Below are 21375 nucleotides of genomic sequence, written 5' to 3'. Positions count from 1 at the left end.
AACGCGCATGCCCGCCAAACCTGCTTCTGCCTGTACCGCCCCGCACCACCACGTCCACGACGCATCGGATTTCGTGGCGGTGGTCGAGCGTGTCTCGCGCGAGCGCGGCCTGCGCCTGACCCCGATCCGCGCCAACGTGCTCAAGCTGATCGCCGAGGCCGGCAAGCCGGTCAAGGCCTACGAGCTGCTGGAGTGGGTGCGCAACGGCAAGGGCGTGGGCGCCGATGCCCCGCCCACCGTGTACCGCGCGCTGGACTTCCTGATGGCCAATGGCTTTGTGCACAAGCTGGAATCGGTGAATGCCTTTGTGGCCTGCCACCACCCCAGCAGCGCGGCGCACTCGGTGCCGTTCCTGATCTGCAACAGCTGCCACAGCGCGGTGGAGCTGGAAGACCGGGAAATCGTCACCCAGCTGGAAAAGCGCGCCAAGGAACTGGGTTTCCAGCCGCAGGCGCAGACTCTGGAAGTGCACGGCCTCTGCGCCCGCTGCGCCGGCTGACAGCCACGGGGGGTAGAGTCGACCGTTGGTCGACTATCGCGCGAAGCGCATGACGACCGGGGTCGGATCCCTTTGCCCCAGGCAAAGGGCTCTGACCCCATCTCACAGACGCTGCCGCAGCCGCTTCAACGCCACCTTGCGCGCAGCAACCATCTCTTCCTCCTCCAGCGGCAGCGACTGCAGCCACGCGATCGCTTCCGCCACCGATGCACCGCGCGCGGCATACAGCGCCAAGCTGCGGCCCTGCGCCGTCGGCGCCTGTTCCCACGCGCGCTGGACCTGGCGCAACAGCGCCTGCTGCGTCGCCACCGGCACCACGACGCCCTTGTCGAACGACAGCAGCGAATTCAACGCAGCCAGCGCCCGCGACGGCGCCGACATCGGATCGCCCTGGCTGAAATCCGCCTGCGCGCAGAACCCCAGCAGCGCCATCACCGACGCCTCGCTGCGCACGTCCTCCAGCACACCGATCGCATAGGTCGCCCGCCGCGGATCATCCAGCAGCGGCTGCAGCCCCGCCACGCCACCATGGCCGAATGCCGCACACGCCTGCGCCCACGGCGCCATCGGCGCAAGGTGGGTGCCATCGGCGTTGTACTGGAACTCCTCGCGCCAGCCGTACAGCGCACACAGACGCTCGATCTCGGCAGCGCCTTCTGCACCGTGTTCCAGCACGAAGCGGATCAGATCCTCCACTTCCACAGCGCCGCCATGTTCCAGCGGCGCAGGCCCCTTGGCCGCCTTCTTGGCCAGTGCGTTGAATTTCATGTCTTCTGCATGTTCCTGGCATAGAGCAGTCGAGCATGGCTCGACTCTACAAATAAGGCGGAGCCTCAGGCCCTGCTTTTGATTCTATTCCTTTGAATCACGTGGCTGACGCGCACGCAGAATGTCCGTGGCCGGGTGGGTGGGGCAGGCGGGACCGCAGGCGCCATGGATGGCGCCTACGAGCCCCCATGGACGGGTTTACGGCGTGTCCCGCCTGCCCCACTCACCCGGCCCATCCAGCAATCCAACCGCAACGATCAGCCACGAGGGGCTCCGCCGTTCGCCGCCTACGGCGAAGCCGCGCGGTTGGGCAGCAAGAGCAGTCGACCAACGGTCGACTCTACCGTTGCGGTGCCGGTGCCGGTGCCGGTGCCGCTGTCGCCGCAGGCGCAGGCTCCGCCCCTGTATCCACCCGCGCGATCACCGACATCCCCGGCCGCAACCGCGCCGCCAGCGCCTGCCCCGGATCAATCGAAATCCGGATCGGCAACCGCTGCACCACCTTGGTGAAGTTGCCGCTGGCATTGTCCGGGCGCAGCACGCTGAACTCCGAGCCGGTGGCCGGCGCGATCTGCTCCACATGGCCACGCAGCACCTGTCCCTGGAAGGCGTCCACGGTGAAGGTGACCGGCTGGCCGATGCGCATTTGCCAGGTCTGGCCTTCCTTGTAGTTGGCCACCACCCACAGCGCCTCCGGCACCAGGAACAGCAGCTGCGAACCGGCCGCCACGTACTGGCCCACGCGCACGCTGGCCTCGCTGATCTGCCCGTCGCGCGGCGCATGGATGACCGTGTTGGCCAGATCGATGCGGGCCAGTTCCAGCTGCGCCTGCGCGCTTTCCACCTGCGCCTCCAGGCCCTTGCGCGCCACCTGGGTCGACACCAGGGTTTCCTCGGCGATGCGGATCTGTGCCTGCGACTGCTGCACGCTGGCCTGGGCCGATGCCTGCGACGTGCGGAACTTGTCGCGATCGTTGATCGACACCAGCTGCTGCGCGGCCAGTTCCTCATAACGCTTGGCTTCGTTGCGCGAGCGCTGCAGCTCGGCCTGGCCGGCCGACAGCGTGGCGCGTGTCGACGCGATCTGTGCGCGGTTCTGTGCCTGCGACTGGTCCGAGTTGGCCAATGCCGCGCGCGCGCTGTCCAGCGTCGCTTCGGCCTGCGCCACCTTCTGCGCGTAGATGCGGTCGTCGATGCGCAGCAGCGGCTCGCCCTTCTTCACGTGCTGGAAGTCCTTCACCAGCACCTCGGTGACATAGCCGGCCACCTGCGGCGCCATCACCGTGATCTGCCCGCGCACGTAGGCGTTGTCGGTGACCATCACGCTGCTGGTGAACGGCCACAGGTTCCAGGCACGCAGGATCAGCGCGATGCCCAGCAGCGCCACCACCACCATCACCACCACGCTGCGGGCGCTGGGCCTGAGGTATTTCGGTGCCGCCGCCGGCGCGGCAGGCGTGGGCGCAGGCGCGGCATCGGTCGGCGGCGGTGGGCTGACGTTCTCGGGGGCGTCGCTGTCGGGGCGGGGCGGTAGCGGGGACATGGCGGCGGGCTCAGTGGGGCGGGGCGGCGGTGACCGCAAGGGGCGGAGATGGATGGCGCTTGTGCCATTGCTTCAGGACGGCGGTGCGCAGCGACAGCAGCAGCAACCAGCACAGGAAGCCGATGGCCAGCCAGCCGCTCAGGGTGAACACATCATTGAAGGCGCGCACATTGGCTTCGCGGCGGGCCGTGGTCGCCAGCTGCGCGGTGCCCTGCGCGCTGCGCAGCACCGGGTCGGTGATCTGCGCGGCGTAGATCTGCTGCTGGATGCGCAGGCGCTGTGCGACCACCGGGTCGGCCGGATCGAGCTGGCTGGTGATCGCGCTGGAATACAGCTGCTCGCGGTGCAGCTGGAAGGTGCCCAGCACCGCCGAACCGGCCAGGCCACCCAGGGTCTGGGTGATCGACAGGGTGACCAGGAAGGTGATCATGTGGTCCACGCCCTGTTTGAGCGCCGCGGAAATGCCGAGCATGATCAGCGGGCCCATGAACATGCCGGCGCCGACCGAGGCCAGGAACTGGCTGATGTAGAAATCATGTGGCCGGTCCAGGCTGGTGCGGTTCTGGTCGAAGAACGCGGCGGTTCCCAGCAGCAGGATGGCCATCAGCAACTGCGCGATCAGGCGCTTCGGTCCAAAGGTCAGCGAGGCACCGGCAATGCCGACGATCACCCCGGCCAGGATCACCACGAACAGCGGGCGCATCTGGTCCGGGCCCATGCCCAGCGTGCGCATCAGGTTGACCACGCCGTAGGACTGTTCGGTGGTGAGGAAGCGCAGCAGGAACGCGCCGACGATGAAGTGCAGTACCGGCAGCGTCGACAGCCAGCGGATCTGCAGCAGCGGGTTGCGCCGGTAGTGCTCGATGATCAGCGCGGTGGTCGCCAGCGTGATCGAAGCGACCAGCGCCCAGCCCAGCCATGGGGTGTTCAACCACCAGCGCGTGTAGCCCTGCGCCAGCACCACCACCAGCAGGGCCACGGCCGGCGCGAGCAGGGCGAAGGTGAGGAAATCCAGCGGCTCGAACGCCTTGACCTGCATGCCTGGCGGCAGCTTCAGCACCACCACCGCGGCAAACGCACACAGGGCCAGCCCGGCCTCGAATGAGTACAGCTGGTGCCACTGGCCGGTATCCACCAGTGCCGGCGAGACGATCCAGGCGATGGGCACCGCCAGCTGCGAGAGGCCCACGCCCACCACCAGCAGGTTGCCGGTGAAACGCCGCGGCAGCGCCTGCAGCATGTACAGCGTGCCCAGCGTCGAGCACGCCGCACCCGCAAAGCCGCTGGCCGCGCGGGTCAGCAGCGTGGTTTCGAAACTGCCCACAAACAGGTGCAGCACCGCCAGCGCCGCATACAGGCCCAGGCCGATCTCGGCGAACAGGCGGATGCCGTACTGCTGGCGGAACTTGAAGGCCAGCAGGTTGGCGGTGACGTTGACCATGGCATAGGCCGCCACCAGCCAGCTGCCCTGGGTAGGCGTAAGCGCCAGCTGGCCCTGCAGGAAGGGCAGGTTGGCGGTGACCAGCGCATTGCCGAGGCCGCCGGTGATGGCCACCAGCAGCGAGACCAGCGCGTAGGCCACGCGGCGGTACGGAGGATGCCAAGGCATCGAGGCCGATCCGGGCATGGTCGGCTTCTCGTGTTCCTCCCAGTCCGGAACCGGCTTGAGGTACGGCTGGACCATCAGTGCCCCTGGTTGGCTGCTCCCTGGAGGCCGCCACGCAGCAGCTGCAGGGCGCGCCCGGCCAGCTGGGCGCGCTCTTCGCGGGTCTTGCCACGCAGGGCTGCGCCCAGCATGCCCGAGATCAGTGAAATATCCGTCTTTTCCAGATCGGGGCGGCACAGGCTGGCGGCCTTGGCGCGTGCGATGGGTGCTTCCAGCAGGTCGCGTACGGTCTCGCGCGCGAGGCGCATGGCGGGTACGTCCGAATCCACCGCGCGCCAGTAGTCGGCCAGCGCCGGCGAATCGATGATGCGCTGGGCCATGCCTTCGAAGACTTCGAACAGGGCGTCGTCGCGGTCGCCCAACTGTTCCACCTGGCGGCGGATGCGGTCGACGGTCCGCTGCAGCAGCGCCTGGATCAGCGCGGTGCGGTCGGGGAAGTTGCGGTACAGGGTGGCGCGGCCCACCTGGGCGCGTTCGACCACCAGGTCCAGGGGCGCGGTGACGCCGTGTTGGCCGAACACATGGTCGGCGGCATCAAGGATGAGGGCACGGCGGGCAGCAGCATCGGCACGTTGGGTGGTCATGGCTTCATTATCGGACAAATATGTCCGGTTGGCGAGACGTTGAGTGACGGGAATGTCCGGTTGTTGCTGTACGCACATCTTTGTAAAGGCGGCGTGAAGAGGGTGTCCGGGGAAGCGCGCCCATAAAAAACGGGGGCCACAAGGCCCCCGGGGAGAGAACGACGATGAACGTCGCCAGGAAATGGTTGGCTGGGACCCGTAGATCCACGCCATCCTTGGATGACCGATCAGAAGTACGCGCGAATGCCGAAGGCGACACCACGGCCCGGCAGCGGCGAGTAGTCACGCAGCAGCGAGGTGTGCGGACGCACTTCGCGGTTGGTCAGGTTGCTGCCATCCAGGAACACCTCGTAGCTGTTGCTGTCGCTGCGGTCCCAGCGGTAGGCGAAGTGCGCATCGACCAGGGTGTAGCCGTCGCTCGGCTCCTCGTTCTGGGCCACGTCCTTCTGCCGGCTGTAGCGCACCGCGCCCACCGAGGCGCGCCAGCCGTCCTTCGCCCAACGCAGGTCGGCGCCCACACGGGCCGGGGCGATGCGCGGCAGGTAACCGGTGTTGGCCAGGTCCACGCGGTAGTTGTGGTTGTGGTCACCGTGCGGCACGGCGATGTCCAGCGTGCGGCTGCCGCTGCCATCCAGCTTGGCCTGCACGTAGTCACCGAACACGCGCAGGTCCCAGTCGCCGGCATTGCCTTCGAACAGGTGCACCAGCGCCTCGGCCTCGGCACCCTTGAACACCGCATCCTGCTGGGTCCAGGTACGCACCGGCAGGCTTTCGGTGATGCCGGTGTCGGCCAGGTAGATGAAGTCCTTGAACTTCGTCTGGTAGATCGAGGCCGAGAAATCCAGGCGGTCGCTGTGGGTGTGGATGCCCAGCTCGACGCGCTGGCCGCGCTCGGTCTTCAGGTCGGCATCGCCGATTTCCAGCGAACGGGTGGCGATGTGCGCGCCGGCCGCGTACAGCTCTTCATTGGTCGGTGCACGCTCGGAGCTGTCCACACCGATGCGCAGGTCGACCGCTTCGTTGAGCTTCCAGATGCCCGCAGCGGACAGATTGGTGGCGTCGAACTTGCGGCGACGGTAGTCACCGGTCGGGTCCAGCTTCACCTGGTCGTGGCGGCCGCCCAGTTCCAGCTTGAACGGGCCGAACTGCTTTTCCTGCAGCACGAACAGGCCGGCGTTCTTCGTGTTGGTGTTCGGCACGAACGCTTCTTCGCCGATGGCGCCGAAATCGCTGTTGCCGAACTGCACGCCGAACGCGCCGTCCCAGCCGCCGATCTGCTGCTGCACGGCTTCCAGGCGGGTTTCGATGCCGCGGTTGGTGAAGCGGGTGGACGGCGTGCCGGCTTCCAGCTCCACGTGCTCGTAATCGGTGTACGCCACGCGCGCGTTGACGTTCTTCAGGAACGAGACCGGGTTGTAGATGCCGGCCTTGGTCTCGAAGCGGTTCTGCACCATGTCGATGCGGACGTCATGCTCGTCGCCTTCCTCCTCCTCGTCGCCATGGTCGTGGTCATGGTCGTGGTCATCGCCCTCGGCGTGCACGTGGGCGCCGTTGGGGATGCCGTAGTTGGTGCGGTAGGTGCTGGCCGACACGCCGAAGTAGCCGCCTTCACCCAGCCAGGTGGCGCCGACGCCGCCGGCGCGGGTACGGATGGAGCTGTTGTCCAGGCGGCCGCGGCGCGGCTCTTCGCCTTCCTCGCCTGCGTGGTCGTGGTCTTCGTGATGGTCTTCCAGGCTGTCGATCACCGCGTAGCCGGGGATGCGGTAGTCATCGCCGTTGCGCACCAGGCCATCGACGTGCAGCACGACGTTGCCGCTGACGCCGTCGAGTCGGAACATGCCGCTGCGCTCGTCGTTGACCGAGTTGCCACGCACTTCGGCGCGGCCGCTGAGCGGACGGTCCGGCAGTTCGCGGGCGATGCGGCCATCGACCACGTTCACTGCGCCGCCGATGGCGCCGCTGCCGAACAGCAGGGTGGCCGGGCCCTTCAGTACTTCGATCTGGTCCGCCAGGAACGGCTCGATGCTGGTGGCGTGGTCGGCGCTGACGGTGGAGGCATCCATGTTGCCCATGCCGTTGGACAGCACGGCCACACGCGGGCCTTCCTGGCCGCGGATGATCGGGCGGCCGACGCCGGGGCCGAAGAAGGTGCTCTGCACGCCGGGCAGCTTGGCCACGGTGTCACCCAGGGTGCCGGCCTTCTGCTCGTCCAGGCGTTCGCCGGCCAGTACGTCCACCGGGCGGGCCAGCGACTCGGCATCGCCCTGCAGCGGCGAGGCGGTTACCTGCACCGACGACAGCTCGGTCAGGTGGCGGTCACGATGGGTGTCCTGGTCGGCGGCGGCAAAGGCGGCCGACGGCAGCAGGGCAGCGAGGGCCAGGGCCAGGGAATGCGGCTTGAAACGTGGGGCGTGCGAGGGCATGCGGTGCTTCCTTTGTTACATTGTATCAATCGGGTGGCGCACGTATCCCGTCGTGGGACAGGGGGAGGGAAACCGTGCGGGTCGGGGAGGGATGTTATATTATTCCATAACGATTCGCCGACCCTGCTGGAAGTCATGTCCCTGTCCTCCTCCTTCCGCCGCCTGCTCGACCGCTTCGGCGCCACCGGTTCGATGCTGTGCGCCGTGCACTGCGCGGTGATCCCGGTGCTGCTGGCGATCGCCCCCTCGCTGGGCCTCTCGTTCTGGCTGAGCGACGGCGTGGAAATGACGCTGGTGGTATTCGTGACCCTGCTCGGCTTGTTCAGCCTGGTCATGGGCTACCGCCGCCATGGTGCCCTGCGCGCGCTGGGCTTCCTGCTGCCCGGCCTGGTCGCGCTGTGGGCGGGCGTGCTGGTGGATGCGCTGCACCACAATGCCGTGCCGCATGCGGTGGTGATGACCCTCGGCGGCCTGCTGGTGGGTGTGGCCCATCTGGTCAACCTGCGCCTCAACCACGTGCACGTCCACGACGCCAGCTGCGCGCACTAGGCGCGTCGTGATAGGCTTTCTGATCGTGCGCGGGGGCGCCCAGCAAGGCGGCCCCGCCGAACCCGTGTCAGTACGGGGTAACCAGATTTCACACTTGAGGAGTTGAAGACATGGGTAAGGGTGACCGCAAGACCGCCAAGGGCAAGCGCTACAACGCCAGCTACGGCAACGCCCGTTCGCACACCGCGAGCAAGGTCGCTGTAGGCGCCGGTGCCCCGGTTGCCAAGAAGACCGTGGCCAAGGCTCCGGCCAAGAAGGCCGTGGCGAAGAAGGCTGCTGCCAAGGCCTGATCCGGCCGGGTAGAGAGTCCAAGGAAAAACGCGGCGCCTGGCGCCGCGTTTTTTTGTGCCTGGCCTTCCTGCCGCAGCGCTCGCCGGGCATGGCCCGGCGGCCGTTGCGGCTCAGCGCAGCGTCTTCTGCAGCGTTTCGGCGTTGCCGTCATTCGGTGCGGCAGGCACCTGCAGCAGTTCCGCCAGCAGCGGGTACACATCGACGTTGTCGAAGCCATCGATCACCAGCCCCTGCCGGAACGACGGGCCGCGCGCCACGAACACCGCGCGCATCGAAGGCAGGGCATTGTCGAAGCCGTGCGAGCCGCGTTCCTGCCGGTCGCGCTTGGCGATGCGGTCGGCACGCAGCGCGTCCCAGCCCTCATCCATCTGGCAGACGATGGCGGGCACGCGTGGGTTGCTGCCGTAGTGCCAGCGCGCCGGCAGCGCTTCCTTCTTCCAGCATTCGTAGTGCGCGTGGCGGCCCAGCAGGGCGCGCTCGGCCTGAGCCTCACGGCCGGCCACAGGGGCGAAACCGACCGACTGCCCCTGGCTGACATTGTGCGCGATGGACGGGTCGGCCATCGACTCGGTGGACACCACATGGCCTTCGGCCACGCTGGCCATGCCATGGTCGGAGACCACGATGACGTTGGTGGTGGCCGCCAGACCGCCGGCATCCAGGCCATCGAGCACCTGGCCGATGACCTGGTCGGCCTGCACGATCGCATCGCGGTATTCGGTCGAATCCGGCCCATAGCTGTGGCCGGCGTGGTCCACGTTCTCCATGTACAGCGTGGTCAGCCGCGGGGCATCGGCATCGGTCTGCGCCAGCCATTCCAGTACCGTGCGTGCGCGCTGCTGCAGCGGTTCATTGCCGTCGTAGACCTGCCACTTGCTGGGGCGGGTGCCATGGATCTCGGCCTCGCTGCCCGGCCACGAGGTGGTCGCGGTACGCACGCCCACTTTCTCGGCGCCAACCCAGATCGGTTCGCCACCCCACCAGGCACTGTTGGTCACCGCATCGCGGTCGCCAAGGCTGAAGCGCCCGAGCTGTGCGTCGTCCATGCTGTTGTTGACGATGCCGTGGTGGTCCGGGCGCAGGCCGGTGACGATGGTGTAGTGGTTGGGGAAGGTCAGCGACGGGTAGGACGGCGTCATCCAGCGGGCACGCACCCCGCTGTCGATGATGCGCTGCAGGTTCGGGGTCAGGCCACGGTCCAGTGCATCGGCACGCAGGCCATCGATGGAGATCAGCAGCAGCTTCGGTGGCGGCGCGTCGGCGCGCGCAACCGGCGCGGACGAAGAAGGCGTGGTCGTGCAGGCCGCCAGGGGCAGCAGCAACGCCAGCGAGCAGGTCAGGCGTACGGAAGTCATCGCGACATCATAAGCGGGCGCAATGACGTGCCCAAGACACGGCGCGCAGAAGCGCGCCGTGTCCACGCATTTTTCCTTATCCCGCGCCGTCGGCGCGCCCCCTTGAACAACAAGGGGCTCCTCACCAGACACACCCCGTCGATTTCATTTCACGTCTGATGGGGCCATAGCGTGCCGACCAAGGTCGACACCTACCAACGGCCGCGACAGATGTGCCGACCAACGGTCGGCACCTACCACCAGCAGTTGCCAACAGCCGCGGGAAACTGTCGAAGGCGGGGCACTGTGGGTTTGCGGGGTGTGAGCCGCATGGGCCCGAGGCATGCCTCGGGCGGGTTGGGCAGGACGCCCAACCCCGGTCTTGCCGTGTGCGCAGGAGAGCGCACACGAGCAAGCGGCGACCAAGCCCCCATGGGTGAGGGCGCTTTGCTTGCGAAGCACTGCTTCGCAAGCGCCCGAACGCACAGCCGCCAGCGGCTGGGCCGGACCCCGGAGGGGGGTTTACGGCGTCCCCGCAAACCCACAGTGCCCCGCCATCCCACGGAATGCCGCTCCGGCTTTTGAAGTTGCCGTTGCATTGAGCGGGTGCAGGGCGCAGCGCTGCCGCGCGTGTCGACCAAGGTCGACACCTACCAACAGCTACCCAAACACTCAGGCAAACAACGGTGCCTGCCGCTGCTCCAGCCGCAGCAGGGCGGCTTTGGTTTCCAGCCCACCCCCAAACCCGGTCAGTGCACCATTGCTGCCGATCACCCGATGGCACGGCAGGATGATCGGCAGCGGATTGCGGCCGTTGGCTGCCCCCACCGCGCGCGTCGCCGTCGGCTGGCCAAGCTGCTGCGCCAGCTGCAGGTAACTCCAGGTCTGCCCGAACGGAATCAGCGCCAGCGCATGCCATACCCGCAGCTGGAACGGCGTGCCGTGCGGCGCAAGTGCCAGATCGAAGGTGCTGCGCTCGCCGTGCAGGAACTGCAGCAGTTGTTCGCGTGCTTGCGGCAGCGCGCCTGGGGCATACCGCCAGTCGCCACGGCCGCGCGCCGGATGGCGGTTTTCCGGGAACAGCACGTGGGCCAGGCCACGTTCGTCACCGGCGATGGTCAGCTCGCCGATCGGGCTGTCGAAACGATCAAACAACAGGGTCATGTCGGTTCTCCAACAAACGTGCCGGACAGGTGCCACAGGTGCAGCACCGCATAGGCGCGCCAAGGCCGCCAGGGTTGCGAACGTGCTTCGGTGGCGCGTTCGCTCAGGCGCTGGCCCTGCGCATGGCCCAGCACCTGTTGCAGTACCAGGTCACCGGCAGGGAAGGCATCCGGTTGGCCCAGGCCACGCAGGGCGATGTACTGCGCCGTCCATGGCCCGATGCCGGGCAGCGCCACGCAGCGGGTGACGAAATCCTCCAGCGCCTGGCCGGGGCCGAAATCGAGTTCGCCGCTGGCACAGGCTGCCGCCAGCGCACGCACCGTCGCCGCACGCGTGCGTGGCAGGCCGATGGACTCGAGCGGCGCTTCAGCCAGCACCTCTGCCGCCGGAAACTGGCGGTCGAATTCGAGCGGCATGCCGGGCAGGTGTGCGCCCCAGGCATCGACCAGGCGGCGCGCGAAGGTGGTGGCCGCTGCGACGGTCACCTGCTGGCCCAGCACCGCGCGCACGGCCACTTCAAAACCATCCCAGCCGCCGGGCACGCGCAGGCCGGGCCGCTCGGCGATGCCGCGTGCCAGCAGCGGTTCTTCGGCCAGGGCAGCGTGTACCTGCTGCAGGTCGGCATCGAGGTCGAACACCCGGCGCACGCGGCGCACGATGTCCGGAATCAGCCGCGGATCGACCGCGCCCAGCTGCAGGCGCAGTTCCGGCCGCTTGGGGTCGGCGGTCACCCGCAGCAGGGTCGGGCGTTCGGGCGTGCCGAGCACGCGCTGGTAGCTGTCATCGCCGATCAGTTCGATGCCCGGCAGGCTGCGCTTGCGCAGGAAGGCGAGCATGCGCGGGAAATCCAGCGGCGGGCGATAGCCCAGGCGCAGGACCAGGCTGCCATCGTCGGCGGCAGAGGGCGCGTGCTGGCGGCGCAGTGCGGTCGGTGCCATGCCGCAGCCCTGCAGGAACGCGGTGTTGAAGCGCCGCAGGCTGTTGTAGCCGGCGGCCAGGGCGACATCGGTCACCGGCAGGGTGGTTTCGGTCAGCAGTTGCTTGGCCAGCAACAGGCGATGGGTGGCGTGGATCTGCCCCGGCGTGGCGCCCAGGTGCTCGACGAACACGCGCTGCAGCTGGCGTGCGCTCACCCCGAGCTTCGCAGCGAGTCCGGTCACGGCCTGGTCCTGCAGGAAGCCGCCGTGGATGAGGGCCAGGGCGCGCTGCACGGTCTGCCCGGCCAGGGCCTGCTGTGCCTGCGGGGCAAGCTCGGGCCGGCAGCGCAGGCAGGGCCGATAGCCGGCGGCCGCAGCCGCGGCGGCGGTGGGGTAGTAGGCGATGTTGCGCGGCTTCGGGGGTGGCGCCGGGCAGACCGGGCGGCAGTAGATGCCCGTGCTGCGCACGGCGGTGAAGAACACGCCGTCGAAGCGCGCGTCGCGGGCCAGGCGGGCGCGGTCGCAGGCGGCGTGGTCGAGGGCGGGGGAGGTGTCCATGGCGCCAGTCTAGGGCGGGGCGGGGGGAGATACTCGCCGGATTCGGACATGGATGTTGGAGGGGGTTGATGGCAAGGCTTGCGGCCCTGCACCCGCCGAAGCCACTTCGGGGGCTCGATGGCGCCATCCATGGCGCCAACGGTCCTGCCAGCCCACACCGCCCCGCCTCTGACAGCTTCCCGCTGCTGTTGGTGGGTGCCGACCGTTGGTCGGCACGGGGTCGGATCCGTCTTCTGTTGGGACGTCGCTGCGCTCTGGTAGGTGTCAACCTTGGTTGACATGCTTTTGCTGTGCCTTTGGCAGGTGTCGACCTTGGTCGACATGCGTCTTCCCGGGTCAGAGGGGGTTCAGTGCTGCGCGCTGAATGCGCGGCGGGGACAGGTAGACTGGGGGCCTTGTTCCCGCGAAGACCGGTTGCCCGATGTCCGTCAGATTCCGCTGGTTGCCCCTGTTGTGCCTGGCCCTGGCGGGCTGCAGCCAGCTGGAGAACCCTGGCAACGTGACGGCCGCTGACAAGGCGACGCGGGCACCGGCCAGCGATGGCGAGAACATGGTGTCCATCAATGCCGCCGATGCGCCACCGCCGCCGGTCGCGCCCCCGAGCAGCCGTGCGGATCGGCCGTGGTCGCAGGCGCAGCTGGAAAACGGCCAGGCCTGGCTCAGCTGTGGCACCGACTACGCCGCCGAGAGCGGTGATGGCGTGGCGCTGGAAGGCCTGCAACGCGAGCAGATCCAGCAGGCCATGCTGCCCTGCGCCGAGCGCGGGCTGCTGCGGGTGCGCTACCAGGGCAAGATCAATCCGGGCTTTGCCGAGATGATGTGGCGTTTGGCGGTGGTGGCCGATGCGTTGAAGATCCACAAGCGCATCCTCGATCTGGACTCCAGCGGCGGCCAGGTGGAATCGGCCATCGTGGCCGGCGACAGCATCGGCGAGTCCGGCTGGACCATCTGGGTTCGGGAAGGATCCATCTGCCACAGCGCCTGCGTGTTCGTGCTGGCGGCGGGCGACAACCGGCTGCTGTCGGGCAAGGTGGGTATCCATCGCATGATGCGCATCAGTTCCAAGGCCACCTCGCGCGCCGAGCTCAACCGTGAGCTGCATGAGGTCTATGACAACGTGAAGGATTACCTGCAGCGCAACGGCGTGGCGGTGGGCGTGGCCGACCTGATGATGACCGTGCCCAACCGCAGCCTGCGCCTGCTCACTCCCGACGAACTGCGACAGTTCGGCCTGGACGGCACCAATGCGGTGCAGGACGATCTGGAGCGGATCAAGCAGATGCGTGCCTGCGGCGATGATTTCGTGCAGCGCAAGGATGCCTTCCTGGTGGCCTTCGACCAGCAGTGCAAGCGCGAAGGCGCCGACATGGAGTCGATCAACAGCTGCGGCCAGGCCCTGAAGCAGCGCTTCGGCTTCCCTGATGCGGTGTGCCCGGAAGAGAGCCCGCTGTCTGAAATCGATGTGGCCACGCTGCCGCCAGCGCCGCCGGAGAAACCGCCGGTCGCCGATCAGCTGCCGGGCGATGCCGCGGCGGTGGAAGCCAGCGCGCCCGCGCGCTGACGAGGCACTCACTGCCCTGCAGTAGACTGGGATTCTTACTCTTGAACCGGCGGTGTCCATGAAACGCGTGCGTTTGCCGAAGTTCCTGCTGTTGTCCCTGCTGCCGCTGACGGCACTGGCACAAGCTCCCGCGCCGGCAACGCCTGCGCCGGCACTGGCGCGACCTGCGCCTGCCACCCCGGCCGCCGCCAAGCCGGCCACGGCCGCACCCGCCGCACCGGCCTTGACCGCCGCACAGCAGGCGCAGGTGCAGAAGCAGGATGCGGAGATGAGCGCTGCGGCTCTCAAGGCCGCGCAGCTGGTCGACAGCAACCGCGCCGGTGAGCTGTGGGACGGCGCCTCGGTCGTGGCGCGCCGCGCGGTGCCGAAGGCGGCCTTCGTCAGCCAGCTGGCCGCCGATCGCACCCGCCTTGGCACCATGAACGGCCGCGGCCAGCCGACCATCACCCGGGTCAAGTACGCCGCCGGCGCCGCCGTGCCCGAAGGGCTGTACATCAACGTCAGCTTCCCGACCCGCTTCGCCAACAGCGCGCAGCCGGTGCGCGAACTGGTCTCGTTCCGTTTCGACGAGGACCAGACCTGGCGCCTGGCCGGTTACAGCCTGCGCGCGTCCGCGCCCTGACGGAGAGCCTCGATGGCCACCGAACTGAGCATGCTGGCCTGGGCGATGCTGCTCGGCTTCGTCTACATCTTCGCCGCGTCCACCGTGGTCACCCGCGAGCGCGGGATGAAATGGAATGCGTCGGCGCGCGATGCGCCTGACGTGCCACTCAGCCCGCTGGCGGGAAGGCTGAAGCGGGCGCAGGCCAACTTCTTCGAGACGTTCCCGTTCTTCGCTGCCGCCGCGATCGCGGTGGTGGTGGCCGGGCGCAGCAACGAGAGCACGGTGCTGGCCGCGCAGGTCTATGTCTGGGCGCGGGTGGTCTACCTGCCGCTGTACGCGGCGGGCGTGCCCTACGTGCGCAGCCTGGTCTGGGTGGTCTCGATCGTGGCGATCTCCAAGCTGGTGTTCGCACTGCTCTGAGGCAGGCATGGGCCTGATCCAGATCAAGGCCAGTCATGCGCCGGGCGTTATGCTGGGCGTGACTGGAATCAACGGCAGGAGGCGCGGATGCGCAGGATGGACGTGGTGGTGGTCGGTGCGGGCCCGGCGGGCCTGTGCTTTGCGCGTGCACTGGCCGGCAGCGGCCTGCAGATCGGCCTGGTCGAGGTGCAGCCACGCCAGGCGCTGGCCCAGGCGGCCTTCGATGGCCGTGAGATCGCCCTGACCCACGCCTCGCGGCAGAGCCTGGAACAGCTGGGCCTGTGGCAGCGCCTGCCCGAAGCCGAAATTGCCGAACTGCGCGATGCGCGGGTGATGAACGGCGGTTCGCCGTTCGCGCTGACCTTCGCCAGTGGCCAGCGCGACGGACAGCCGCTCGGCTGGCTGCTGCCCAACCACCTGATCCGCCGAGCCGCCTGGGAGGCGGTGCAGGGCCAGGACGGGTTGGAGCTGTTCGATGGCCGCAAGGTGCAGGCCGTGCAGGCCGATTCGCAGGGGCACGTGGTCACGCTCGATGACGGCAGCGCGCTGCATGCGCGGCTGCTGGTCGCTGCCGACAGCCGCTTTTCGGCCACGCGCCGCATGCTCGGCATCGGCGCGCAGATGCGTGACTTCGGCAAGTCGATGCTGGTGTGCCGCATGCAGGTCGAGCGCGACCATCACCACACCGCGTGGGAATGGTTCGGCTACGGCCGCACCATGGCGCTGCTGCCGCTCAACGAAGGCCAGGCCTCGGCGGTCATCACCTTGCCGCCGCGGCAGGTCGAAGACCTGCTGGCGATGGACGAGGTGAGCTTCGGTGAGGCGATCACGGCGTGCTTCGAACACCGCCTGGGACAGATGCAGCCGGTGGCCACGCCGCAGGCCTATCCGCTGGTGGGGGTGTACGCGCACCGCTTCGCTGGCGAGCGCGCGGCACTGATCGGCGATGCGGCGGTGGGCATGCACCCGGTCACCGCGCATGGATTCAACCTGGGCCTGGCCAGTGCGCAGCGCCTGGCGCAGGGCATCCTGGCACAGCAGCGGCGGGGCGCGGACATCGCCGCGGCCGGCATGCTGGCCGGTTACCAGCGCAGCCACCGGCTGGCATCGCGGCCGCTGTACGAGGCCACCAATGCGATCGCCAGCCTGTACACCGACGACCGCCGGCCGGCACGCCTGCTGCGTGCGGCAGGGTTGCGTGTGGCGCAGGGCGTGGCGCCGTTCAGGCAGCTGATCGCCTCGCACCTGACCCAGCGCGTTGCCTGAACCGGGTCAGCTGGCCGCCAGCACCCGGATCTGGCTGTCGGCGAATTCAACCACCTGGCCCGCGCGGATCTTGCAGGCCTTGCGCAGCTCGACCTGGCCGTCCACCCGCACCTGGCCGTCACCAATGACCACCTTGGCCTCGCCGCCGCTGGTGACCAGGTCGGCCAGCTTGAGCAGCTGCTTGAGTTCGACGTAGTCGCCGTCGAGGTCGAATTCGAGGATCTGCATGGTCGGGCGTGTCCTGGGAGCAGGCGGGAGGGGCGCGTATTGTGCGCCAGCGCGAGCTGGAAGGGGATGCGAATGGTTTCCTGTACGCCTGGTTCAGGAAGAGTGCGGTATCATTCCGCTCTGAGTGAGTGAATTCTCCTCCGACCGAGCAGCGCCAGGGCACGCGATAAGAAGGGCGCCCAAAGCGCGGACCATCCCTTTTTTATCGCACTGCCATGCAGATGGCCGTGCCTTTGGAGTTTCCCATGTCCCAAGATTCCCAAGCGCCGCTGCAGTTCGCGCAGCTCGGCCTGTCCGAGCCTGTGATGCAGGCCGTCAGCGCCATCGGCTATGAAACCCCGTCGCCGATCCAGGCCGCCACCATCCCGGCGATGCTGGAAGGCCGCGACGTGCTGGGCCAGGCGCAGACCGGTACCGGCAAGACCGCAGCGTTCGCACTGCCGGTACTGTCCAACATCGACCTGCAGCAGATCAAGCCCCAGGCCCTGATCCTGGCGCCGACCCGCGAACTGGCCATCCAGGTCGCCGAGGCGTTCCAGTCCTATTCGTCGAAGATCCCCGGCTTCCGCGTGCTGCCGGTGTACGGCGGCCAGCCCTACGGCCAGCAGCTGTCGGCCCTGCGCCGCGGCGTGCACATCGTGGTCGGTACCCCCGGCCGCGTGATCGACCACCTGGACCGCAGCACCCTGGACCTGTCCGAGCTGAAGACCCTGGTGCTGGACGAAGCCGATGAAATGCTGCGCATGGGCTTCATCGACGACGTCGAAGCGGTGCTGAAGAAGCTGCCGGAACAGCGCCAGGTGGCCCTGTTCTCGGCCACCATGCCGCCGCAGATCCGCCGCATCGCCCAGACCTACCTGCAGGACCCGGTGGAAGTGACCATCGCGGCCAAGACCACCACCTCGGCCAACATCCGCCAGCGTTACTGGTGGGTGAGTGGCATGCACAAGCTGGACGCGCTGACCCGCATCCTGGAAGTCGAGCCGTTCGACGCGATGATCATCTTCGCCCGGACCAAGGCCGGCACCGAGGAACTGGCCAGCAAGCTGCAGGCCCGTGGCCTGGCCGCTGCCGCCATCAACGGTGACATGCAGCAGGCCCAGCGTGAGCGCACCATCGCGATGCTGAAGGAAGGCAAGCTGGACATCCTGGTGGCCACCGACGTGGCCGCCCGCGGCCTGGACGTGGAGCGCATCAGCCACGTGCTGAACTACGACATCCCGTACGACACCGAAAGCTACGTGCACCGCATCGGCCGTACCGGCCGTGCCGGCCGCAGCGGTGAGGCGATCCTGTTCGCCACCCCGCGCGAGAAGGGCATGCTGCGCCAGATCGAGCGCGCCACCCGCCAGCCGATCGAAGAAATGCAGCTGCCGAGCGTGGAAGCGGTCAACGACACCCGCATCAACAAGTTCACCTCGCGCATCACCGAAACCCTGGCTGCCGGCGGCCTGGACTTCTACCGCCAGCTGCTGGAGCGTTTCGAGAACGAGCAGAACGTGCCGGCCATCGAAGTGGCCGCTGCGCTGGCGAAGATGCTGCAGGGCGATACGCCGTTCCTGCTGCAGCCGCCGGTGCGTGCCCCGCGTGAAGAACGTGCCCCGCGTGAACGTTTCGACCGTGGCGACCGCCCGGAGCGGGGTCCGCGCTTCGAGCGTGGCCCGCGTCGCGAAGACGGTGAAGGCGGCTTCGAGCAGCGTCCGCGCCGTGACGTGCCGCCGCGCGGTGCGCCGGAGCAGGGCATGGAGACCTACCGCATCTCGGTGGGTCACCAGCATGGCGTGAAGCCGGCCAACATCGTCGGTGCCATCGCCAACGAAGCCGGCCTGGAAAGCCGCTTCATCGGCCGCATCGACATCCACGACGACTTCTCGCTGCTGGATCTGCCGGCACAGATGCCGCCGGACGTGCTGTCGCACCTGCAGAAGGTCTGGGTGTCCGGCCAGCAGCTGCAGATGCGTGCGCTGGCCCCGGGTGAAGACACCAACCCGGCACCGCGTCCGTTCAAGCCGCGCTTTGACAAGCGTGGTCCGGGTGGTCCGGGTGGTCCGGGTGGCCCGCGCCGCAGCGGCCCCGGCGGTCCGGGTGGCGACCGCGGCGGTGACCGCGACAGCCGCCCGCCGCGTCGTGACGGCTTCAAGCCACGCGGCCCGCGCAGCTACTGATCCCCAGAATGTGAAAAACAACGCCAGCCTCCGCGCTGGCGTTGTTCGTTTCACGCCGGCAAAAAGGTGACGGAGGGGATTAAATCGGTTTAATCCCCTCCGTCCCCTTTCTGCCGGCCCGGTTTCGCATGGCCCACACATGCCCGGCCATACGCTGAAACGGTTGCACAAGGAGGCAGTCCGGCACATTCGGGGGGATCCGGGATGGGTAGGAGTGGTAGGGAGCACCATCAGCGGCGGGTACCCATGACCCGCGGGCTGGGGTTACGGTTTGCATTGTTGACGGGCATGGCGATCGGACTGGTCGGCTTGTCCGCGTTGATCCAGGAACTGCAGGCGGCATCGACCGCGTGGATGGCCGGGCAGGGGCACTGGTCGCGTGGCCAGCAGGATGCCACCGCCGCGCTCAGCCGCTATCTGGCGCGCGGCGCGGCGCATGACCTGGAAGATGCGCGGCGCGCGCTGCAGGTGCCGCTGGGCGATCTGCAGGCACGGCTGGCGTTGGAGCAGTCCGATCCGGATGAAGTGAAGGCACGCGAGGGCTTCCTGCGCGGCGGCAACGCACGCGCCGATGTCTCCCGGCTTGTGTTCTCGTTCCGCTATGCGCGCGAGCTGGGACCGTTCCGTGAAGCCACCCGCTTGTGGCGGCAGACTGATGCGCACCTGCTGGCGATGCAGGCGCTGATCGAGGAACTGGAGAGCATGCCGCCGGATTTCCTGCAGCAGCCCGCCCTGCGTGATCGCTACATGCAGCGCGTGCACGATCTTGACCTGCAGCTGCAATCGCAGGCCGAGGCATTCTCGCAGGCCCTGCTGCGCATGGCGCACACCGTACGCATCGTCACGCTGGTGGTCGGTGGCTTCTCCGTGCTGGCCATCACCCTGATGGCGGTGGCCCTTGCGCGTCGCGTCGGCAAGGACCTGACCGAGCACGAAAGCCGCTTCCGCGCGGCCTTCTACCAGGCCAACGTGGGCATGCTGAAGCTGGATGCGGCCGGGCGCGTGATGGAAGCCAACCAGGCGATGGCCGACATCCTCGACTACCGGCGCGACGTGCTGCAGCAGATGACCCTGGGCGACCTGCTGATGGACGGCGAGCTGGTGCTCGACGAGGAAGCACGGATCGACTGGGACCGCCAGCTGCGGCCCAGCGAGCTGCGCTTCCGCCGCCGCGACGGCAGCCTGGTGTGGGGTCGCTGGAGCGGCACCGGCGTGCGCAGCGCCGGCGGCCGGCTGTCGGTGTTTTCCATCATCGAGGATGTCAGCCAGAACCATGCGCTGGCGCGTGAGATCGAGCATCACGCCAGCCACGATCCGCTGACCGGCCTGATCAACCGCCGCGAGATCGAACGGCTGCTGGAAAAGGCCTTGATGCAGGTCCGCTCCGACGGTGGCACGCATGCGTTGTGCTACATCAACCTGGATCATTTCAAGCTCGTCAACGACAGCTTCGGTCACGCCGCAGGCGATCAGATGCTGCGCGGCTTCGCCGAGTACCTGATGGGCGCGGTGCGCGAAGGGGACTGGGTGGGACGGCTGGGGGCCGACGAGTTCGCGGTCTTCCTGGGGCGCGCCAGCCAGGAGGAGGCCAAGCGCGTGCTGCAGCGGCTGATCCGCAACCTGGGGCAGGCAACGTTCCCGATCAGCGAAGGCAGCCCGCAGCTGAGCTGCAGTATCGGCGTGGTGGAGGTGACGGCCGACGCAGCAGACGTGAACTGGCTGATGAGTGCGGCCGACAGTGCCTGCTATGCCGCCAAGCAGGCCGGCCGCAATCGCGTGCACTGCTTCAACGAGGACCGGCTGGCGCTGGACGAGCGCCGCCACGAGGCCGAACGCCTGCAGCGGGTGAGCCGGGCGATGGCCGAGAACCGCATGCTGCTGTATGCCCAGCGCATCGCCAAGGTCGGCGACCCGGGATACCTGCATTACGAGGTGCTGGTGCGCATGCGCGATGCCGACGGCGCGCTGCATCTGCCGGGGCAGTTCATGCCGGCGGTGGAGCGCTATGGCATGGCCGTGGCGCTGGACCGGCACGTGCTGGGGCTGCTGTTCCGCCACCTGCAGGTGTGCCCGGCGCATGTACGCCAGCTTGGCCTGTGCAATGTCAACGTGTCGGCGCAGTCGATCGCCGAACCGAGTTTCCTGGCGTTCGTCTGCGACCTGCTTGAACGCAACCGCGCACTGGCGGCCAAGCTCTGCTTCGAGGTGACCGAGACGGCGGCGATCAGCAACCTGACCCAGGCGCGGGCGTTCATCGATGCAGTGAAGGCCCGTGGCTGCCGGATGGCGCTGGATGACTTCGGTTCGGGGTTGTCCTCGTTCGGTTACCTGCGTCAGCTGCCGGCGGACATGCTGAAGATCGACGGCGCGTTCGTGCGGGACATGGATACCGACGTGGTGAGCCGGGCAACGGTGCGTGCGATCAGCGAACTGGGGCGCGAACTGCAGATGGAGGTGGTGGCCGAGTGGGTGGAGACCACCGATGTGGCGCAGACGCTGGCCGACATGGGCGTGCAGGGGCTGCAGGGCTACGGCATCGAGCGCCCGCAGCCGCTGGAGCGGCTGACCCTGGCCAACCAGCGGCCGGTACGGCTGGTAGGCAGCCAGGGCCCGACGGGGTAGGGGGGGCGGCAGGGCTTGCAGCCCTGCACCTGCGGTAGTGCCGGCCGCTGGCCGGCAGCCTCAACAGCGGGGCCCCGCCTTCGACAGGTTCACGCGGCTGTTGGTAGGTGTCGACCTTGGTCGACACATCTGTCAGATATCGAATGAAATCATCCACCCATGGCGTGGATCTACTGTGCCGACCAACGTTCGGCACTACCGCTTCAGCAGGTG

Annotated in this window: 18 protein-coding genes; 9 read left to right on the top strand and 9 right to left on the bottom strand. The window is 68.1% G+C overall.

From position 1 onward, the window contains the following. The first annotated feature begins 7 nt into the window (after nucleotides 1–7). A complete protein-coding gene (locus VER16_RS13215) occupies nucleotides 8–499 on the top strand; it encodes a Fur family transcriptional regulator (protein ID WP_079221204.1) in 492 nt (163 codons plus the stop codon). A gap of 102 nt (nucleotides 500–601) precedes the next feature. On the opposite strand, the gene VER16_RS13210 is transcribed toward VER16_RS13215, so the two are convergent. From VER16_RS13210 to VER16_RS13190, 5 genes are all read right to left on the bottom strand, one after another. After that, nucleotides 602–1267, bottom strand: coding sequence for a hypothetical protein (locus tag VER16_RS13210; protein ID WP_324808861.1), 666 nt, complete (start codon nucleotides 1265–1267; stop codon nucleotides 602–604). 340 nt (nucleotides 1268–1607) lie between these two features. After that, nucleotides 1608–2810 carry an HlyD family secretion protein gene (locus VER16_RS13205; RefSeq protein WP_324808859.1) on the bottom strand — a complete coding sequence of 401 codons (1203 nt, stop codon included), beginning with the start codon at nucleotides 2808–2810 and terminating at the stop codon, nucleotides 1608–1610. 10 nt (nucleotides 2811–2820) lie between these two features. Beyond that, nucleotides 2821–4494: an MFS transporter gene (locus VER16_RS13200; protein WP_324808857.1), complete on the bottom strand. Its 1674-nt coding sequence runs from the start codon at nucleotides 4492–4494 to the stop codon at nucleotides 2821–2823. Then, complete coding sequence (locus tag VER16_RS13195) at nucleotides 4494–5060, bottom strand: helix-turn-helix domain-containing protein (protein WP_324808855.1); 567 nt, start codon at nucleotides 5058–5060, stop codon at nucleotides 4494–4496. The genes VER16_RS13200 and VER16_RS13195 overlap by 1 nt, the downstream gene beginning before the upstream one ends. Before the next feature lie 227 nt (nucleotides 5061–5287). Next, nucleotides 5288–7483: a TonB-dependent receptor gene (locus tag VER16_RS13190; RefSeq protein ID WP_324808853.1), complete on the bottom strand. Its 2196-nt coding sequence runs from the start codon at nucleotides 7481–7483 to the stop codon at nucleotides 5288–5290. Between the two features lie 135 nt (nucleotides 7484–7618). On the opposite strand from VER16_RS13190, the gene VER16_RS13185 reads away from it, so the two are divergent. Together VER16_RS13185 and VER16_RS13180 are read left to right on the top strand one after the other, a co-directional pair. Beyond that, entirely contained in the window at nucleotides 7619–8032 is a 414-nt protein-coding gene (locus tag VER16_RS13185; RefSeq protein ID WP_079221210.1) for a MerC domain-containing protein, read from the top strand. A 110-nt stretch (nucleotides 8033–8142) separates the two neighbouring features. Continuing rightward, on the top strand, nucleotides 8143–8322 hold the full coding sequence (locus tag VER16_RS13180; RefSeq protein WP_079221211.1) for a 30S ribosomal protein THX: 180 nt from the start codon (nucleotides 8143–8145) through the stop codon (nucleotides 8320–8322). Nucleotides 8323–8433: 111 nt separating this feature from the next. On the opposite strand, the gene VER16_RS13175 is transcribed toward VER16_RS13180, so the two are convergent. The 3 genes from VER16_RS13175 to VER16_RS13165 all read right to left on the bottom strand — a co-directional run bounded on the left by VER16_RS13175 (nucleotide 8434) and on the right by VER16_RS13165 (nucleotide 12296). Further along, nucleotides 8434–9678 (bottom strand): ectonucleotide pyrophosphatase/phosphodiesterase, encoded by a 1245-nt coding sequence (locus VER16_RS13175; protein ID WP_324808850.1) that lies wholly within the window; start codon nucleotides 9676–9678, stop codon nucleotides 8434–8436. Nucleotides 9679–10329: 651 nt separating this feature from the next. Further along, a complete protein-coding gene (locus VER16_RS13170) occupies nucleotides 10330–10821 on the bottom strand; it encodes a methylated-DNA--[protein]-cysteine S-methyltransferase (RefSeq protein WP_324808848.1) in 492 nt (163 codons plus the stop codon). Then, nucleotides 10818–12296: an AlkA N-terminal domain-containing protein gene (locus tag VER16_RS13165; protein ID WP_324808846.1), complete on the bottom strand. Its 1479-nt coding sequence runs from the start codon at nucleotides 12294–12296 to the stop codon at nucleotides 10818–10820. The genes VER16_RS13170 and VER16_RS13165 overlap by 4 nt, the downstream gene beginning before the upstream one ends. 421 nt (nucleotides 12297–12717) lie before the next feature. Here VER16_RS13165 and VER16_RS13160 point away from each other — a divergent pair, with 421 nt between their 5' ends. The 4 genes from VER16_RS13160 (at nucleotide 12718) to ubiM (ending at nucleotide 16147) form a co-directional block, all read left to right on the top strand. After that, nucleotides 12718–13857 (top strand): hypothetical protein, encoded by a 1140-nt coding sequence (locus VER16_RS13160; protein WP_324808844.1) that lies wholly within the window; start codon nucleotides 12718–12720, stop codon nucleotides 13855–13857. Between the two features lie 58 nt (nucleotides 13858–13915). Then, nucleotides 13916–14479, top strand: a complete 564-nt coding sequence (locus VER16_RS13155) for a DUF4019 domain-containing protein (protein WP_324808842.1) — start codon at nucleotides 13916–13918, stop codon at nucleotides 14477–14479. A 12-nt stretch (nucleotides 14480–14491) separates the two neighbouring features. Beyond that, entirely contained in the window at nucleotides 14492–14881 is a 390-nt protein-coding gene (locus tag VER16_RS13150) for an MAPEG family protein (RefSeq protein WP_324808840.1), read from the top strand. Nucleotides 14882–14968: 87 nt separating this feature from the next. Beyond that, nucleotides 14969–16147, top strand: a complete 1179-nt coding sequence (gene ubiM / locus VER16_RS13145) for a 5-demethoxyubiquinol-8 5-hydroxylase UbiM (protein ID WP_324808838.1) — start codon at nucleotides 14969–14971, stop codon at nucleotides 16145–16147. Nucleotides 16148–16153: 6 nt separating this feature from the next. Here the strand turns inward: ubiM and VER16_RS13140 are convergent, their stop codons facing one another. Further along, complete coding sequence (locus VER16_RS13140) at nucleotides 16154–16375, bottom strand: RNA-binding S4 domain-containing protein (protein WP_324808837.1); 222 nt, start codon at nucleotides 16373–16375, stop codon at nucleotides 16154–16156. Between the two features lie 245 nt (nucleotides 16376–16620). Here VER16_RS13140 and VER16_RS13135 point away from each other — a divergent pair, with 245 nt between their 5' ends. Both VER16_RS13135 and VER16_RS13130 read left to right on the top strand, forming a co-directional pair. Next, nucleotides 16621–18540 carry a DEAD/DEAH box helicase gene (locus VER16_RS13135; RefSeq protein ID WP_324808835.1) on the top strand — a complete coding sequence of 640 codons (1920 nt, stop codon included), beginning with the start codon at nucleotides 16621–16623 and terminating at the stop codon, nucleotides 18538–18540. 204 nt (nucleotides 18541–18744) lie between these two features. Next, nucleotides 18745–21162, top strand: coding sequence for a putative bifunctional diguanylate cyclase/phosphodiesterase (locus VER16_RS13130; RefSeq protein WP_324808833.1), 2418 nt, complete (start codon nucleotides 18745–18747; stop codon nucleotides 21160–21162). Nucleotides 21163–21375 lie beyond the last annotated feature (213 nt).

The organism is Stenotrophomonas sp. (assembly GCF_035634915.1).
In the GTDB taxonomy this organism is placed as follows: domain Bacteria; phylum Pseudomonadota; class Gammaproteobacteria; order Xanthomonadales; family Xanthomonadaceae; genus Stenotrophomonas.
This window is presented reverse-complemented; position numbering and strand designations above follow the sequence as displayed.